Raw genomic sequence first — 18,147 nt, 5'->3', positions numbered from 1 at the left:
AAACAATGGATATCGTCAGTTATTCTAAAGCAATGCAAGGAAGAAAAAATCTAGACTCACTGAATAGGCGTCTAGGTGTAGGTGACTACAAAAATGGAGACAAAGATATAAAAGGAACTTTTGCTACTGTTAAAACTCGTCTAGATGAATTAGAAAAGAAAAGACAAGGATTAATTGATAAAGTAAAGGTTGTTTCAACTCAAGAAGGTAGCATCACTAATGATGTTTGGACTTCTAATGTAATTCATTTAGGGGAAGATGCATTGGATTTAAAAGCATTAAAAGTTACAGGATCATTAATATCGAAAAGTGGAAACTTAGCAGAAGGCGGTAAGGCTTCTGCTAGTTCATTTAGAAACACTGGAAACAGTTATGTTCCCGCTAATGCGTTTGATGGAATGAAAAATGAAGGAGTAGGATGGCAATCATCTGAGAGCGCAACCTTTCCACATTGGATTATGTATGAGTGGGAAGCTGTGACAAAGATAGTAAATAAGTATAAAATCAGATCTCGAAAGAATTTGCAGTATGTGAATCAATCACCAAAGAGCTGGGTGTTCAGAGGTCTACCGTTAGGTTCTAATGAATGGGTTGATCTTGATACACGAGTAAATCAAGTGAACTGGGGAGAGTATGAAGAAAGAGAATACGCTTTTGAAAATAATTCAGGATACAGGGCCTATGCACTAGTTGTTTCGGAAACAAATGGATTCCAAGAGGGCGGAGTCTTTCCTGTGAATATTGATGAATTGGAGTTTTATTTTGGCAATAATGTGCCAGCGGAATTGCCAAGAGACAAAGTAAAAGTATCTGTGAAAACAACAGATGATTTTATTGATGTAGGAAATAGTTTTGAAATAGTAAGTAAGTTTTCAAAGAACTTACAAATACAAGTAACTGTTCTTGATGAAGCGTATAAGTTTAATAATGTGGCAATCTCTTATCAGAATCGTCCATTGCCTAATCGTGTATCAGACTTAGAAACGAGTATCCATGTAAATCTCAATAAACATAATTTAAGAGTAAATTCTCTTTTAGATAAAAAACGCTATAACATGAAAGATATGATTATAGATGATTTTGGTGATAGCTCTGGCATTGATTTAATAAATTCAAAGAATGTTCTTCATGATCAACAAAATCATAAAGTAACACCAAAGGACAAGACGCAAGCAGCTATTTTGATTACAGCCGTTGAGTCTGTAGAGACTATTCCTACATTATTTTTATTATCGTCAGTTACTGAAGATAATGGAGAATCCAGTTTAGAATATTATGTATCTCGTAACAATGAATCATGGATGAGAATTGAGAAAGATAAGCTTGTTAGTTTAGATAAACTCCCAGAGGGTAAAGAACTGCTTGTTAAGGTCGTTCTAAAAAACGGAAAAGAGCTTCATGCAATTTCATACTCATGGTTATAGAAAGGATGGTGCTAAATGGATACTATTAGTTATGGTATTGCGAATAAAACCAAGGATGCAGAATCCAGCTTACGTAATCAAACATTATTTTCTGGTGTAGAAGGTAATTTTATAAACGTAAAAGAGCGTATTGATAACCTGGAAAGATATCTAGAAGGGTTATCATTACGAGCAAATCAACTCATTGTTCATGATGCAGTCAACATTATGAAGGCACATGCTAAATTAAATAGTATTGCAAAAACACTAAAATACAATATGAAAAATATGATGTTTGATGATCTATTAGATGTAAGTGGAATTGATACTGAAAAGAGTAAAGGTTATATTCATAATTCTGAGAAGGGCTCATTAATAACAACTGAAGAATGTGTTATTGAAACAACTACTGAAGAGTTAGAGAGTATTCCTTCTAAACTTATTTTAATTGCCAATGTGAAAGTAACACCTGTATCTTCAGATGAAAACTTAATCCCTAAAATGACTTCCAATACAACTCCTTCTGGAGAAGCGTTTGCAAGTAATACAAATCAAGGAGAAAAAGGAAATGTTTCTGCTTATGAAGCGTTCGATAGAGACTCTGAAACAAGATGGGGAGGGAACACTTTAACAGGACCTAATCCTAGTTGGATTGGATATAGATTTCCTAATCCAACTTTAGTAGATAAATATATTGTGGAAGGTTCTAGTGTAGCAGATTCTTATCATATTGAAGATTGGGAGTTTCAAGGAAGTATGGATGGCATCAATTATACAACTCTCCATAGTGTCTCAGATGCTACGTTTATAAAGCAGGAAAGAAAAAACTATACCTTTTTAAATAAAGAATTCTACCTATATTATAGAATTCTTATAAAAAAAGCTGTTGATATGACTATCCCAAGTCTCACAGGAATAGAAATGATGGGCGCAATCACCAATGAAAATGCTGATAGAATAAATTATTATATTTCTCGTGATAACGGTGAAACTTGGATAGGCATTTCACCTGAGGAACTTTTCATATTTGATGATAAGATTCATCCAAAAGAAAAGAAATTAAAATTAAAGATAGAATTACCTGTTAATGTAGAGTTACAAGATTATTCACTAACATGGATATAAAACAAAAGAAAGATTTAATATGGATAGAGAACGTATTTCATTTGTATGAGATGATGTAAGGAGAGAAGAGAATCTAAAATTTGGGATAAATGAAGAATTTATCAATATATAAAGATCATTTTGATTTATCTTTAAACAATTGGATTTCATGTGAAATCCATAAAAATTCAGTAAAAATAAAAGAGGAGGCACGATTATGAATAGAATTTCAACAAAGATACAAAAGTATGATTTAGAAGATAGTTTAATCGAAATTATTGATGACATTATTAAATTAAAAGGGATATATGATACGGTTTATGATCGTTTTATACACATTAATAGTGATTTGTTTGATACAAATACAAAAGCTGTTATTGATGACTTGATTCGAGGTTATGAGAATGGTGGTATATTAACAATACAGCGCATTGAGAATCTAAAACGAGATTTAGAATCTGCAATTTTGAAAGGCACTACAGACTCTGGAAACTATGATGAAAAATTTGAGTATGATGAGCAATATGGAAATATTATACGTCATACTACAACAGGCGATAAAGAAATGATAGTAGAGTATTCTTATCGAGATTTAGCATCGGGTGAGCTAAGTAAATCAGTTCAAACATTTGCAAATAATAAAGGACAAAAAGTTACTGTAACAAAAACTTATTCTTATGATCCTAAAGGAAATATCACAGGTATTAAAACTAGAACAGAGGTGGACGTAACGGCACCTGCAGATATAAAAGGGTTAGTTGGTAGTTCTCCATCTCAAGGCGTTGTAAATCTGGAGTGGGTGAATTCTACAGATGCTGACTTAGATAAGATTAATGTTTATATAGATAATATTAAGACGCCACTAGATACCACAAAACGTGCATCCATTGTATTGAATGGCATTTCAAATGGAGAACATACATTTACACTTAAATCAGTGGATACAAGTAAAAATGAATCTGTTGGTACATCTGTTACAGTGATTGTGCTATAGGAGGGGATACAATGGAGATTATTTCTTTCAGTAAGGCAAGTAAAGTGGCTCAGGAAATTAAACAGCTTAATGAAATGATAGTAGGAAAGGGAGCAGAAGGTCGATTTGACTCTGTTGATGAGAGGTTAGATTGGATAGAAGCTCAAATATCTAACTTACAAGTTAAAGAGCTTTATGATGTTGATTTAACCAAGGGCATGTTTGATGATGCGGAATTTAAAGAAGGAAATATTCAGCTTCGACAAATTGGATCACAAGCATTTGTAGGTTCTGGTACATGGGAATCAGAAGGCGTTGACTTAGGAAGCGGCATGCAAAAAGTAACAGGAATAGAAATTAAATTTGGGTAAGAAAGGAGAAACAATATGTCTTTTTTCTTTGGATATGTAGATGTAAATAATGATTTATATGTGACTACTGATCAAAGTACAGCACATATGTCACATGGATTTCCAGTTGGTAAATGGACAAAAGCAGCTTCTAATGTAAAAACTGCTGTCATTAGTAATGAGGACTATGACTATGCTTGTGATGGCTATATTGATATGAATGGCAATCTATATGCTTGGAGAACGAGCATGACACCAACCCTTGTTGATACGAATGTAAAGCAAGCGGACTCTTCTGAAGGAGGAAGATTAGCATATGTAAAAAATGATAACACTCTTTGGATGGTGGCAACGGATAGTTCGTTCCAAAAAGGGCAAATAGCAACAAATGTGGACTACGTTGTATATGCCAATTTTCAATTAGCATATCGGTCACTAGATGGCAATGGATACTTTACAACTAGATCATCTCCCATGGATTTTAGTAAAAGCTTTTATTCTGTTGGAGCTGTAAAAAGCATAGCAGCAGGTGGAGCGAATAGTGGTCAAGCTAGATTTTTTTATGTAGGTAATAACGGAGATTTGTATGCGAACCCTGCTGGTAGTACATCGTATTCATTTACAAAAATAGCTTCAAATGTAATGGCAGTTAAGAAGGCAGGATACTCAGATTATTTTTATATAACAAATGATAATACTTTGTATGCTGTGAGTACTTCTAATACACATACTGTAATTGCCAGAAATGTTGCAGATTGGTGGTCAAACTTAGGTTACTCTAGTGGCTTGCTCGCTGTATTTTATACACTTCTTGATAGCCCTACAGTATTAAGAACATTAAACGAAGGAAGTAGTTTTCAAGCATACGCAAGAACAACACCAACTCCAATCAAGAAGATGGGAAGCTCATATGGAGCACTATCTTATACACGGGTGGAAATAAGCACTTCTGACGATGGTGTTACGTTTAGTCAATATATTGCATTTAATCCAAGTTTTCTTCCGCAAAAAAGATTCTTAAAGTTCCGTGCAATTATTGATGGAGGAACACAAACGGGAGAGCGCAAGGTATTTGAATTCGACCAAACAAGCCCTGCAACCAAACTCGTTCTAAATGAGTTCTTATCTACTGCTAGTTCAGACGTAAAGGTAAATGGCATTCATAAAATAGATGGCATCCAGAATGATACCTTCACAGATGGCAAACTATTTGAAGTGCCGATTGACCGAACAAAGTATAAATCCATTACCAAAATAGAAGTAGTATAGGCGATTCATTCTTTGAATGGTCGCCTTTCTTTATGAAAGGAGAAGTGCAAGTGCCTTCATTATTAGTACCAAGATCAGAAGGTAACTGGGGTGCTGCTTACGATGTATTGGTAACACCTAAAACAAACATCATCATGAATAAGGTGTATGTTCAAACGTATAACGGAGGATATGGAGGAATTGTATATCGGCTTCGAATTGCCGACGAATCAACAGGACAAATTGTTTATGATATTTCAAGTACAGAAGAAACAGCAGATAACAATCGTGTAAGTATTAGTCCTAATATATGGAAAGATTTTCAGGATGTGAAAATGCTTTCAGGAAAAACATATAGGCTAAGTCTTACGACAATAACACAAGACTCTTCTAATTATGATAATGGTACACACGGAAGCAGAGATCCATTTAATGGAGCATCAAACGAGCATCTAGAAATTAAATCAGCTAGTCGAAAGTATGGGAGAAGCGCACTTCAGTTTCCAGAATGGAAGTTTGATTACACATTAGATGAGCCTAAAGGAATAAGAGTAAGGAGTACAACTGCTTCTGCAAAAGGTATTAAGACAATCGCCAAACCTACAGGAACACAAGAAGGAGATGTCCTAGTTTTATATGTCAATCATTATAATGATGCCATTATTGATTCTAATGATGGATTTATAAAAACAAATACTAGTGAATTTTCTACTATGTTGTATAAAGTAGCAACAAAGTATGAACCGGAAGAGTATCCGATACGTATCGCAACAGCCCAATTAAGTTGGATTGAGATGTCATTGATGTCTGTTGCAGATGCTAAAGTTGTAAACTATGGCATGGTTGATAAAAGTGGATCTTCTTTTCCTCCTGTTACTACAACTAGGGTTAATAGTAGGTTTGCTGTTATTGCAGCTAGTTCTCTTAATGACGGAAGCAGTGCATTACTTCCTCTTACAGAACGTTACGGAAAAATGTGTTCATCAATAGTTCCTGTAAATACAAATGTAACAATATATAGAAATAGCTGGGACTCACGAACAAAGTTTATTATCTTAGATGAAAATATTAAAAGGGAGAATAAGATAAAGCACATTGGCACTACAGCTCCTGCTACTAGCTATAGTGGAATAAATTATATAACTTCTTGGCCTGTTCCACGTGGCATCCAGGTAGGGGATTTAATTGTTGTCATGGCACAATCAACAGGGTCTATTTCGAACTCTGCAATTATAAGTCCATCTGGTTATACTAAAGTTGCAGAAGCGACAAGTAATGGTTCAATGGGATCATCTCTTTTTTATAAGATTGCAACGAAAGAAGATATTGATTCAACGGTATCAGTTGATACCCCAAGATCACCAACAGGATTAGGATTTGGTTCCATCAATGTATATCGAAATGGTAAGTTTCTTACTGGTGGTGTTGAAAAGACAATTGGGTTTTCTACTCCTATCCCAAGTCCACAAGAAGAGGTCGTATTATTACAGCAAGTTAGAAATAATTATGAAAACCCACGAGTTGGCTTTACTCGAATTGCAGAGCATAAATATGGTGCTACAACTATGCATAAGTATTTCTATAATGTAAACAATACAGTTCCTAGCTCAATAGATGGAGATTACCCAGAGTATGGTGTCCCTTTCACTGTAATTGGATATAGTGAAGGAAATGAGCCACCAACTAAGCCAGAGCTATTTGTAAAACAGCCGACCGTAAACAGTATGAATCTCTCAGGGGAATCAGTACAACTAGAATGGACAGTATCAACTGACAAAGAAGGAGATTCTATCTCATATGAGGTGGAACTATATAATGGCTCCGATTGGGTTTCAGTGGAATCTAGTGTAACAGTAAATTCTTATGCTACTATTCTTCCAAGTTTAGATACAGACAAAGCACAGTTTCGGGTAAGAGCAAAAGACAATAAAGGAGGAAAATCAGATTACACATTGGGAAATGTGTTTACAATCGCAACTCGTCTTTTATTAGTGCAAGATAATAACATAGTAAAGTCATATAAAGATGGAGTGTGGAAAGCCATTCAGTAAGGAGGATAAACAATATGCCATATATTAAAACTATTAATAAAGGTGGAAATGGAAATAGAGGCGTTATGTTTTCTGTTACAGCAAATAAAGATATTTTTGTGACAGGATTTTCAACCTACTTCAGAATTAGAGGAGTTGCTTATGTTGATATTTATGTGCGGGACGGAGGATACGCAAACGGAGCAGGTGGATGGGTTAAAATAGTATCTAATGTTCCAACGAATGTTATTGATAACAATAAAGTATATACTGAGATACCAGCCAAATTGAAAGTTAAGATTAAATCAGGAGAGACAAAAGGTTTTGCATTGGTTAATCCATCTGGCAGTAATATAGCATATTCAGATGGAGACACTAGCTTTTCTAATGATGATGTCACTCTTATAAATGGAGCAGGTTTTTCTACATTAAGTAGTGGATTTAGTGAACGAAGGATATTTAATGGTCGTGTCGATTATGAGTTAGATAATGACCCACCAACACAGCCAGGAGAAATCACAGGGATACAAGAGACATTATATTTAACAAGTGAAAGTATACAACTTGATTGGGGTGCTTCTACGAGTCAAATCGGGGCTCCCATCACTTACGATATTGATATCTATGATGGCAGTGCATGGCTATCAGTAGCAACCAGTGTATCAGATATATCAATTTCAGTTATAATTCCACGTCATATTAATACAGATAATGCAAAGATAAGAGTGCAAGCCAAAGATACAGTCGGAAATAAATCACCATATAAAGAAAGCCAAGACTTTTCTATATACGATAAGATGTTGCTCATACGAGATAGGGAAACAGTGAAATCGTACAAGAATGGGATATGGAAAACTATTTAGAAATGAGAAGATATTATGGCAACTTATACAGTAAATCAACCTGGTAGTTCAGTAGCAACATTTCCAGCAAGCTTAAAGCGTGGAGATAAAATGATTCTTAATAACACTAGCACTGGAAGGTTCGGAGTTATATGTCAATGGAAAGTACCCTATGATGGACTATATACAATTGAAGCATGGGGGGCAAAGGGTGGCGGGTCATTTGGGGGGAAAGGCGCAAGAATGAAAGGAGACTTCAACTTGCAAGCCAATCAAATAATTAACCTCGCTGTTGGTCAAGGAGGGATATTTACTCATAATGGATTGGATTTTGAAGGTGGAGGTGGCGGAGGTTCATTCATTGTAAGAGAAAATATTCCTCTTCTAATTGCTGGCGGAGGTGGTGGACAGTCATCATACTCTAGCAATCAAAATATTCGTGGTAGTGACGGCTCAAAAGAAAAATTACCGCCTAGTATTGGTGGAGGTAAACCATCAAAAGGAGAGGGCCTTGGAGGAAGTCATGGTGGAGGAACTGGAGGTGCAGGCGGGTCAGGTTTTTACTCAAACGGTTACAATGATGGTGGACATGGAACTTACTATGGTGCAGGTGGATATACATATTCTCAAGGCTTATTTGGAGGAGAAGGATATTCAGGTGCGAGTGGTAGCTTTGGTGGTGGAGGTGGAATTGGAGGTACAGCTGGTGGTGGGGGTGGAGGCTATACAGGTGGTCACGGCGCAGGGAACGCTTCTGCTTTTTCCGCACAAGGTGCAGGTTCATTTAATACAGGAATCAATCAAGATAACGAATCTGGTGTGCAAGGTAGTCATGGGCGAATTGAAATTACATTTATCGGCTCTGCAAATGAGCCACCAACAAAGCCATCACTTACAAAGCAACCAATCTCTAAGAGTATGAATCTGTCTAATGAGATTGTTCCATTAGAATGGACTGCATCAACTGATCCAGAGGGGAATTCTATTGCATATGAAATGGATTTCTATAACGGTACAGCATGGATAAGTATTGCAAAAAATATTATAGATACAAATTATGATTGTATCCTTCCATCAGTTACAACAGATAAAGCACAACTACGGATTCGTGCAAATGACAGTGAAAATGGCGCATCTGAATATGTGCTAAGTAATATATTCTCAGTAGCAAAGCAATTGTATGTAATTAAAGATGGAAATATAAATAAGTCTTATAAAAATGGAAACTGGGAGTTTATTTAAAAAGGAGGAAGCTACATGGCAACACATGTTATTAATAACACGTATTCTGGTGCTACTAATTACCCAGAAACACTAAATTTAAATGATACTCTTCATTTTAACCCAACGAACATTGGTCGGTCAGGGACAATTATGAAATGGATAGTTCCTATGAGTGGGAAATATCAGATTACAGCAGCAGGTGCACAAGGTGGGAAAACATCAAATTCAAGCCTTACCGCAAGGGGGGGATATGGTGCAATTGCTAGTGGGAAAATTGAACTAAAACAAGATGACGTAATTCAAGTATTAGTAGGACAGCAAGGTATGGGCTATCCACAAGGTGGTGGTGGCGGTGGTGGTGGTTCAAATAATAATTCCAGCGGCTATGGAAGCGATGGGAGCGTATCCACTTCAGGGACATCATCTTACGGTTCTATGACTCCATATGGAGGTTCATCAGGGCAAGGTGGGAAATCGGTTCCTTCTGGACATTATCCGGCTGGATCAGGCGGTGGCTTTTATAGTGACGGACAATCTGTTGAATATGCAACACAGACAGTTGTAAGCTTGGGGGAAAGCGGATGGAAAAAATAGCATTGTACAAGGTGGGCAAGCTTTTATTAGTGGCGGACTAGGTGGCTATGCACGTTCTGACGCAAGTGTAGGTGGATTTGGCGGCGGTGGTTACTCTGGAGGTGGCGGCGGCGGTTCCTATATATCCGGGGAAAACACATCTGTAACAACGGGAAAATCTGGTGATGGATATGTTAAAATTCAACTTGTTGAATTAGGAAGTATGCCACCAACAGTGCCAACAAATCTAAAAGTAACAGCAAGTACAAATAGTGTATACCTAACAGGTGAAACCATTACAGTATCATGGGATGCATCTACGGATCCAGAGGAGGAGGCAATTACATACGATGTAGATTTCTACAACGAATCTTCTTGGGTGCCTATTGCTTCAAAGACAACAGATGTATCAGTAGAATATAAACTTCCCGATGGATTAAATATTACAAATGCTAAAATAAGAGTCAGAGCAGTAGATAATAATACAGCTACATCTGCATATCAGGAGAGTTCAGCCTTTACTGTGCGAAAACAATTGTTACTTGTTGAAGATGGAGAAGTCATAAGAGTTTATCAAGATGGGGCTTGGATAAGTATTTAAAAAAGGTGGGTAGTAGTATGGCACAAGTATGGACATTTAATTATACAGGAGCAGAGCAAACATTCACTCCGCCTGTTAGTGGAGTATACAAGATTGAAGTTCAAGGCGCACAAGGTGGAAATTCTTCTTCTGGGGGATTAGGTGGATTAGGCGCTTTGGTTTCAGGAGATTTTACACTAGAAGGTGGCAAACCTATTTATGTAATGGTAGGTGGACAAGGAAAAAAAGTAGAAAATGGAAGTGTTGCAGGCGGATGGAATGGTGGGGGCTCAATTGTAAATACAAGTGGAAGTGCCGCTTCAGGTGGTGGATCATCTGATATAAGAATTGGTGGAATGACTTTAGATAAACGAACAATTGTAGCTGCTGGAGGTGGCGGGGGTGGATACGAAAGAACAAAAGGAGGAGGTGGCGGGACCAAATACGGCGAAGCAGGTGAATCCTGGAATACTACCTGGTATGGTGGTGCTGGTGCTGGACCTGTATATGGTGGTGCTGCTTCTAATACAACTACCGCAGTTACTGCTACTTCTGGAACAATTGGTCAAGGTGGAAAGGGAATAGGCTACTCTGGCGGGGGAGGTGGCGGGGGAGGTGGATACTTTGGCGGTGGTGGTTCAATTATTTCAGGTGGAGGAGGTGGAAGTAGTTATAATTTAGGGTCAAATCAATTAGGACAAAATAGCTATCGAGCAGGAAATGGGTTTGTTACTATCACACTAAAATCAGAACCTAGTCTTCTCTTGATACAAGATGGTGATATAATAAAAACATATGAAAATAACACATGGCAAAATATTGAAGGAGGAATGAATATGCCTACAGTAGATGAATTTAAGCAACATGGTATGACAGATTTGAGTGTAATTCCTGAATCATCATGGAATCAATTAGAATCAGATAATATTAAAATACTAGTTCTTACAAGAGATACAAACATTAACAGTGCGTCTGTAAATGTAACTGCTATACCAAAGCGACAATTAATTATGCAAGAAACAGATATGATATTTGAGAAGCCTATTAAGTCCTTTACATTAACGGGAACTGTACAAAATGAAAGTGTCCTCAAGATTATTGCATCTAATGACAGTGGCACAACATGGACAGCATTTAATGGTGTATCTTGGCATCCTGTTGATATAAGTGATTTAGATGATGTAAAATCAAAGGGTATGGATATTGCTACATTTAATAACGTTAGACAGGAAGCATGGAAGCCTTTTTTATCTGGAATGAAGTTACGATTAGCATATTATTTAGACTTACATGCAGTTACGGACACATTATTAATTGATAAATTAGCATATGAGACGGTGCCAGTTGTAAGCAACTCACCTAAATTACATAGCATCAAGATTGAAACAAATAGCTTAACAATTGAGGGGCGTTTAAAAGAGCTAGAACGAATCAATGCAATTAATATGGCAAAACTCAATTTTAAAAGTAATGCATTACTTAAATCAGAAAAATATAAAATGCATGACATGGTAATAGATACATGTGAATCTGATAGTATGAAAATTATTGCTTCTTCAGGTGCGGGAGAAACAAAGCAAGAAGTTGCGTTTTCTAATACAGTAGAATTAGGATCAGGTAAGGTATCTGAATTAAGTCTTGCATCATTTACAAATATAAAGACAGTAGAGGTGAAATAGATGCCAGATTTATGGTCAGCAACTACGAGTATTTCAAGCGATAGCGCAAAAACATGGAGGGGATCTTCATTTAAGGCATTAAAGGATTTCAATATTGGAGAATTATATCTAAGGACAGAAACTCCTTCTTCTTGGGATAAAGCGTCATTATGGGAAGTAGAAGAAAGCACAGGAAAAATACTATCTAAACTAGTAGAAGCAACTCCATCAGCAAGAAATTCTCAGACATATATTAATGCAAATGGCGTGGAAATTAAAAAAGGAAAAGTGTATTTAATTGTGTTTAGGTCATCAAGTGAAGATGCTAAATTTTATTTTACAGAAAACGAAAATCCGATTACAAATGAATTGTATCAGGCAATGACTTCTCTTGGTGGAACAAGTGGTGCGAATTACGGGTCAGGAAAAGAGCCGGCAATTGGAGCAAGTGCCACGGGAAATAGATTTATGGTTGGCGTCGGTTTTACTATTGGGAAGCCAAGAAAGTATTTTGAAATGTGTCCAGATGCAAATGCAATATGGGGAAATAGTATGAGTACAATAGCAAACTATATCAGTGTAAAACAAGATGTAGTAGTCACAGCTATGGAGTGGCTTGTTCATCCAGCAACAATTAACTCTTCTAATACTGGAACAGCAAAGATATGGGATGGAAATGGCTTACTTGCAAAAGGGCAAACAACTGTCACAGACAAAAAAGGAACATGGGTGAGAAGTGAATTCACCTCGCCAGTAGCTTTAGAAAAAGGAAAATCATACTATGTTGGTTTTTCTGCAACAGCACTAAGTGAAAAAGAAAATCCTGTCGCAAGGGATATTTATAGTAATGATGGGTCACTTCCAATAAGTGTGAAATCATTCAATTACAGGGTGCCAAGTGGCAGCGATGGTGATGTTGATATAAGACCAAGCATATCTATTCAATATGAGTTTGCAATTCGTATGTATGTGGAGGTAAATAATACAAGATTCCTCATTGAATCAGATGGAATGATTAAAAAGTTATCTGATTCATGGATAGATGTTGGACCTGCACCTGTAACAGATCAAGTGTTTAAAGACCATGGCATGGTGTCATTGAATGGCATTACAGCGGAGCAGTGGCAAGCATTACCTAAAAATTCTAAGATACTTGCTTATTCAGAAGATGATAAGGTATTTAAAGCATCTATATCACGTGGAATTCTTTATAATTCAGAAGATAAATTATATCGTGGAACTGGTATGATAGAGACGAATACAGAAGAGTTACCTGCATATCGCAAAACACTGGTCATAACAGCAGATCATCAAGAGTGCATATTCCAATATTCTTTAGATAACGGAAGTACTTGGAATGCCGTTCAATCAGGGGATGTAATAGATGTCTCAAAACAATCTGGTAAGCAATTTAAAATCCGCATTAATTTGCCAACAGATTCAGCAATCTTAACAGCAATCTCTTATGCATGGGCCTAATGGAAAGAAAGGAGTGAAACAATTGGATATCGTAAGTTATTCTAAAGCAATGCAAGGAAGGAAAAATCTAGATTCACTGAATAAGCGCCTAGGTGTAGGTGACTACAAAAATGGAGACAAAGATGTAAAAGGTACTTTTGCTACTGTTAAAGCTCGTCTAGATGAATTAGAAAAGAAACGACAAGGATTGATAGATAAAGAAATTATCATTGACACAAAAGATGATTTTGCAAAGGGAACTTTTATTGGACTAAATGCAGATACAGGTGTGCTTTCATTAAATAAAACAGAAAGCGGCGGAGAGTCTAACGTTAATTTAATTCCAGTTATGACAAGTAATACAGCACCAAGTGGAGTAGTAAGTGCAAGTGCAGAATCACTTTCAAACGGGCCTGCATATCGAGCATTCAATGGTACCACGAATTCTTGGGAAGACAGATGGTTTGTAGAAGACTTTGTATCAGACACATGGTTACAATATAAATATGATAGCCCAGTAGTAGTTACATCATATGAAATACACCCTGTCTTTGGTGACAATGGATTAGAAGAAACTAGAGCACCAAGAGATTTTAAATTCCATGGAAGCAATGATGGAGAGACATGGAATATGATAGGACTAGAAGCTGCCATATCAGGATGGAAAGCAGGAAATCCCAAAAGATTTTTCACGCAAAATAGAACAGCTTATCAATATTATAGATTAACAGTTCTTGCTAACAATGGAGATAAATCATTAGAGATTGGTGAATTAAAAATGCTTGGCCCTTCATTAGAATACACTAATCAAGGAGAATGGATATCCCAAGAGATTGATTTAGGAAATGACTTCTTAGAGCTATCAGCTATTGAAGTTGTAGGGACAGGAAATATTAAAGTTTCAACTAAGACTAATAGTGATTCTGATTTTATAGAATTGGATGGGAAGAATATTAAGTCAAGGAATGGAAAGAAACTGAAATTAAAAGTGCAGTTTAAAAATGGAGAAGTTCTTCCAACTATTGATTCTATTAAAATTAAATACAAAATCCGCCCATTGCCTAATCGTGTATCAGACTTAGAAACGAGTATCCATATAAATCTTAATAAGCATAATTTAAGAGTAAATTCTCTTTTGGATAAAAAACGCTATAACATGAAAGATATGATTATAGATGATTTTGGTGATAACTCAGGTATTGACGTTGAAAAATCTGAGAATATTACATACGATAAAAAGAAGCATAAGGTGAAGCAAAGTAATGCTCAACAACCAGCTACATTTATTACAGTAAGCGAGCAATTAGATATGATGCCAAAACTATTTCTATTGTCAGGGATATCCGGAAAAGCAACGAGAGAAAGTGGATGGATAAAATATCCTGAAGCCCCTCTGACTTCCAATACATCTAATAGTTTAAATGTTATTTGGGAGACATCTATAACTAACTTCAAAGGAACACAGCCTTGGCAGGTGTTTGATGGGAATGAAGAACTTAGTGCAACTCATGCACATTACTATTACAACTGGCGCAACTACTATGTGGGATTAGATTTTAAAGATAGTCCAAAACATATTGAGAAGGTATATATATCTTCCGTTAGTCTTGTAGAATTTCAAGTTATCTGTTCCAATGATAAAACAAATTGGAAAATTGCTTACTCTGGAAATCATGGTGCAATTGAAGTAAATGGAAGCCCAACTGCGACACCGAAAGAATATGAGTTTGATAGCATTGGTTCCTATCGATACTGGGCTATTCGGACAATTACCAGTGTTCCTAATAATTGGCATGGTACTATGAATGAACTTGCATTCTTTGAAAATAAAGATCAAGACATTATGACACAAGATCCCTCTAAATCGGAAGGATTAGAATATTATGTGTCCCGAAATAACGGAGAAGATTGGATGAGAATTGAAAAAGATAAGCTGGTTAGTTTAGATAAACTCCCAGAGGGTAAAGAGTTAGTTGTTAAAGTCGTTCTGAAAAGCGGGGAAGAACTTCACGCTATTTCATACTCATGGCTATAGAAAGGATGGTGCGAAATGGATACTATTAGTTATGGTATTGCGAATAAAGCCAAGGATGCAGAATCTAGCTTACGTAATCAAACATTATCTGACGGTGTAGAAGGTAAATTCATGAACGTAAAAGAACGTATTGATAGCTTAGAAAAGTATTTAGAAGGGTTATCATTACGAGCAAATAAGCTTATTGTTCATGATGCAGTGAATATTATGAAGGCACATGCTAAATTAAATAGCATTGCCAAAACAACAAAATATAATATGCAAAATATGATGTTTGATGATCTCCTTGATGCAAGTGGCATTGATGCAGATAAAAGCTCAGGATACTCACATGACACACAATTTGGATTCATTCAATCGAATTCAGAAGCACCTTGTATAATTGAGACAGTGGCTGAAACAGTGCAAAGTTCTCCAGAGAAAGTAATCCTTCTTGCAGGGGAGCAGAAGAAAGAATTTAATAAGTATGGGATGAAGTTTAATGGTTCAAATTCTCATATCGTTATACCTGGATGGACGAGTGGACCTTCTACGGGAACATTTACATGTGAAATAACCGTTACATTGAATTCAACCAAAAACCAATGCTTTGTTGCTTTTAATGAAGATAATATCTTGTGTGGCTATTATGAAAATAAACTTCAGTTACGAGTGTTATCTTATGTTATATGGGGTCCAGCGTTGGAAGCAGGAAGAGATTATAAACTTCGTTTTGTAATCGAGCGCACAGACAAAAGTTACTTTCGAATCTATGTAGATGGAAATCTTGTGGCAAATGGAGAGACGGCAAATCTCATACCATTGAGTGCTAATTCATGGTCAATTGGACAAGAAACAGATGGTGGTTCTTATTCAGATTTTGTCGATGGAACATTGGCAAATATTCGACTATGGGAAAAAGTTGCAGATACTGTTGGTACAGAATTATCAGGAAATGAAGAAGGGCTGCTCTTATACTATGATTTTGCAGAAGGTGAAGGAACAGCAGTTATTGATAAGAGTAGCAACAGAAGAAACGGTCAAGCTCAAAATGCAATCTATGTAAAAATTCGTGGGAAGAATATAGCAAGGGATGCTGATATCCAAGCAACTGGCGAAGGATTCTTTCGTGGTGATAAAAGCGGAATGACAGATGGAAATAAAACTAACTATGTTTGGGATGACAGTTCGAATGGAACTGATGACGGTTTTTTATGCACATTTCCTGAAAAACGAAATATAGGTTCTGTGATTATTTATGCTGACCCTACTTGGCCCGTTTGTTCAGGAAAGCTTCTTGTAGATGGTATTGTAGTTGCAGTAAACCCAAATAAATTTATAACTTGGGAAGTCCCTGTGGATAAGGCTGCACAAAAAATCGAATTCATTCGAACTACTACTGGCGTAGATCAAGGAATTGCTGAAGTGGAAATTTTCGAAGCCAATAGTAATAATGAGTTAGTCCAAGATGGAAGCTATCTCATTTCTCGTGACAATGGTGAAACATGGACCCCGATTACACCGGAAAAATTGTTCTACTTTGACAATAAGACAATCCCAGCAGGTACGCAGTTAAAAGTAAAAGCTATCATTCCATCAGGCATTAAGCTATTAAACTACGCTCTAACATGGGCATAAAATAAAGGAGAGATTAAATATGGCTAGAGAACGTATTTCATTTGTATCAGATGATGTAAGAAAAGAGGAAACACTAGAATCTAAGATTCTATCAGGAGAAATTAACGCAGAAAGCTTTAAAAATCTATCTGAAGAAGAACAATTGAAGGTAAATCAGATTTTATTCAATATAGCTTCAGAGAAAATAAATCCTAACATTGGATCATCCACACTAGAGTTTGTGTTGTTTGGTTTTATGAGAATAATGAATAAGAAAGTAAATGGCTTAAGTCTTTCAGTAGATGAGAAAGAAATTGAAGAGAATCTAGAGCAGATTGCAAAAATGCATCAAATTACAGACGCATCTTTAGCTAAGTCTGACTGGTTATTTGATTATATGGGATATGCAGAAGCAAAAGCGAAAGAAATATTAGAAAACAGAAAAGAACATATAGATAGAAAGCAAAATATCATGGGAACAGCTTAACAATGGCTTGCTATGAGTTTTGTATCTAGAGTTTAATCAGTATATAATTTATTACAATCGCAGAAGGGAGGTTATTCTGTGAAGTTACAAACAGGAGATATTGTTTTAGTGAAAGGCAATACACCTATTATTTCTAGATTAATAAATTGGATTACAGGATCAGATTATACACATGCTGGGATAATAGTAGCAGATGGTTTAATACTAGAAATTGATATTAATAAAGATTTAGCTATACGTCCGCTGAAGCATGAGGTATATGATATTTATCGTTATACAAAGGGACTTACTAGCGAGCAAAGAACAAAAATTATTAAACAAGCAATTCGAAGAGCAAAGCTCAATAAAGGTTATGATTGGATACATATTATTTCATTTGCATTGCAAAAGATATTTCGTATTTCAGCAACTTTTGAAGAAGTAAATAAAGTTGTTTGCTCTGAAATTGTCGATTATATTTATAACGATATTGGTATTGATCTTGTTCCGAATTGTGCTGATGGAGATGTAACGCCTGAACAATTGGCGACCTCGCCGTATCTAACAAAGTTGTTTAGCTGCAAACAAGTAGCCTAACATATATAAA

Annotated in this window: 16 protein-coding genes; all 16 read left to right on the top strand. The window is 36.1% G+C overall.

Going from position 1 to position 18,147, the window contains the following annotated elements; translation table 11 throughout:
* The first annotated feature begins 5 nt into the window (after positions 1–5).
* The 16 genes from MR160_RS03870 (at position 6) to MR160_RS03795 (ending at position 18,137) form a co-directional block, all read left to right on the top strand.
* Positions 6–1,424 carry a hypothetical protein gene (locus tag MR160_RS03870; protein ID WP_000355890.1) on the top strand — a complete coding sequence of 473 codons (1,419 nt, stop codon included), beginning with the start codon at positions 6–8 and terminating at the stop codon, positions 1,422–1,424.
* 15 nt (positions 1,425–1,439) lie between these two features.
* Positions 1,440–2,528, top strand: coding sequence for a discoidin domain-containing protein (locus tag MR160_RS03865; protein WP_000379771.1), 1,089 nt, complete (start codon positions 1,440–1,442; stop codon positions 2,526–2,528).
* 196 nt (positions 2,529–2,724) lie between these two features.
* The gene (locus tag MR160_RS03860; protein ID WP_001080011.1) at positions 2,725–3,501 is read left to right on the top strand and encodes a hypothetical protein; all 777 of its coding nucleotides are present in this window, start codon (positions 2,725–2,727) and stop codon (positions 3,499–3,501) included.
* A gap of 11 nt (positions 3,502–3,512) precedes the next feature.
* On the top strand, positions 3,513–3,851 hold the full coding sequence (locus MR160_RS03855) for a hypothetical protein (RefSeq protein WP_000402863.1): 339 nt from the start codon (positions 3,513–3,515) through the stop codon (positions 3,849–3,851).
* A gap of 15 nt (positions 3,852–3,866) precedes the next feature.
* A complete protein-coding gene (locus tag MR160_RS03850; RefSeq protein ID WP_000007492.1) occupies positions 3,867–5,099 on the top strand; it encodes a hypothetical protein in 1,233 nt (410 codons plus the stop codon).
* A gap of 50 nt (positions 5,100–5,149) precedes the next feature.
* Positions 5,150–7,129 (top strand): fibronectin type III domain-containing protein, encoded by a 1,980-nt coding sequence (locus MR160_RS03845; protein ID WP_001139565.1) that lies wholly within the window; start codon positions 5,150–5,152, stop codon positions 7,127–7,129.
* A gap of 14 nt (positions 7,130–7,143) precedes the next feature.
* Positions 7,144–7,971, top strand: a complete 828-nt coding sequence (locus MR160_RS03840) for a hypothetical protein (protein ID WP_001146349.1) — start codon at positions 7,144–7,146, stop codon at positions 7,969–7,971.
* 15 nt (positions 7,972–7,986) lie between these two features.
* Positions 7,987–9,192 (top strand): hypothetical protein, encoded by a 1,206-nt coding sequence (locus MR160_RS03835; RefSeq protein WP_242297082.1) that lies wholly within the window; start codon positions 7,987–7,989, stop codon positions 9,190–9,192.
* Positions 9,193–9,207: 15 nt separating this feature from the next.
* Positions 9,208–9,768 carry a glycine-rich protein gene (locus MR160_RS03830; RefSeq protein ID WP_242297068.1) on the top strand — a complete coding sequence of 187 codons (561 nt, stop codon included), beginning with the start codon at positions 9,208–9,210 and terminating at the stop codon, positions 9,766–9,768.
* A 202-nt stretch (positions 9,769–9,970) separates the two neighbouring features.
* Positions 9,971–10,348 (top strand): hypothetical protein, encoded by a 378-nt coding sequence (locus MR160_RS03825; RefSeq protein WP_001135335.1) that lies wholly within the window; start codon positions 9,971–9,973, stop codon positions 10,346–10,348.
* 17 nt (positions 10,349–10,365) lie between these two features.
* The gene (locus MR160_RS03820) at positions 10,366–12,006 is read left to right on the top strand and encodes a glycine-rich protein (RefSeq protein ID WP_000090002.1); all 1,641 of its coding nucleotides are present in this window, start codon (positions 10,366–10,368) and stop codon (positions 12,004–12,006) included.
* A complete protein-coding gene (locus MR160_RS03815; RefSeq protein WP_001113123.1) occupies positions 12,007–13,464 on the top strand; it encodes a hypothetical protein in 1,458 nt (485 codons plus the stop codon).
* A 22-nt stretch (positions 13,465–13,486) separates the two neighbouring features.
* Positions 13,487–15,478 (top strand): discoidin domain-containing protein, encoded by a 1,992-nt coding sequence (locus tag MR160_RS03810; RefSeq protein WP_000355889.1) that lies wholly within the window; start codon positions 13,487–13,489, stop codon positions 15,476–15,478.
* Positions 15,479–15,493: 15 nt separating this feature from the next.
* Positions 15,494–17,095: a LamG domain-containing protein gene (locus tag MR160_RS03805; protein WP_242297067.1), complete on the top strand. Its 1,602-nt coding sequence runs from the start codon at positions 15,494–15,496 to the stop codon at positions 17,093–17,095.
* A 19-nt stretch (positions 17,096–17,114) separates the two neighbouring features.
* The gene (locus tag MR160_RS03800; protein ID WP_242297066.1) at positions 17,115–17,561 is read left to right on the top strand and encodes a hypothetical protein; all 447 of its coding nucleotides are present in this window, start codon (positions 17,115–17,117) and stop codon (positions 17,559–17,561) included.
* A gap of 78 nt (positions 17,562–17,639) precedes the next feature.
* Positions 17,640–18,137, top strand: a complete 498-nt coding sequence (locus tag MR160_RS03795) for a YiiX/YebB-like N1pC/P60 family cysteine hydrolase (RefSeq protein ID WP_242297065.1) — start codon at positions 17,640–17,642, stop codon at positions 18,135–18,137.
* The last annotated feature ends 10 nt before the right edge of the window (positions 18,138–18,147 follow it).

Origin of the sequence: Bacillus cereus group sp. BfR-BA-01382, from assembly GCF_022663475.1 — a bacterium.
GTDB classification, from domain to species: Bacteria; Bacillota; Bacilli; order Bacillales; family Bacillaceae_G; genus Bacillus_A; species Bacillus_A thuringiensis_S.
This window is presented reverse-complemented; position numbering and strand designations above follow the sequence as displayed.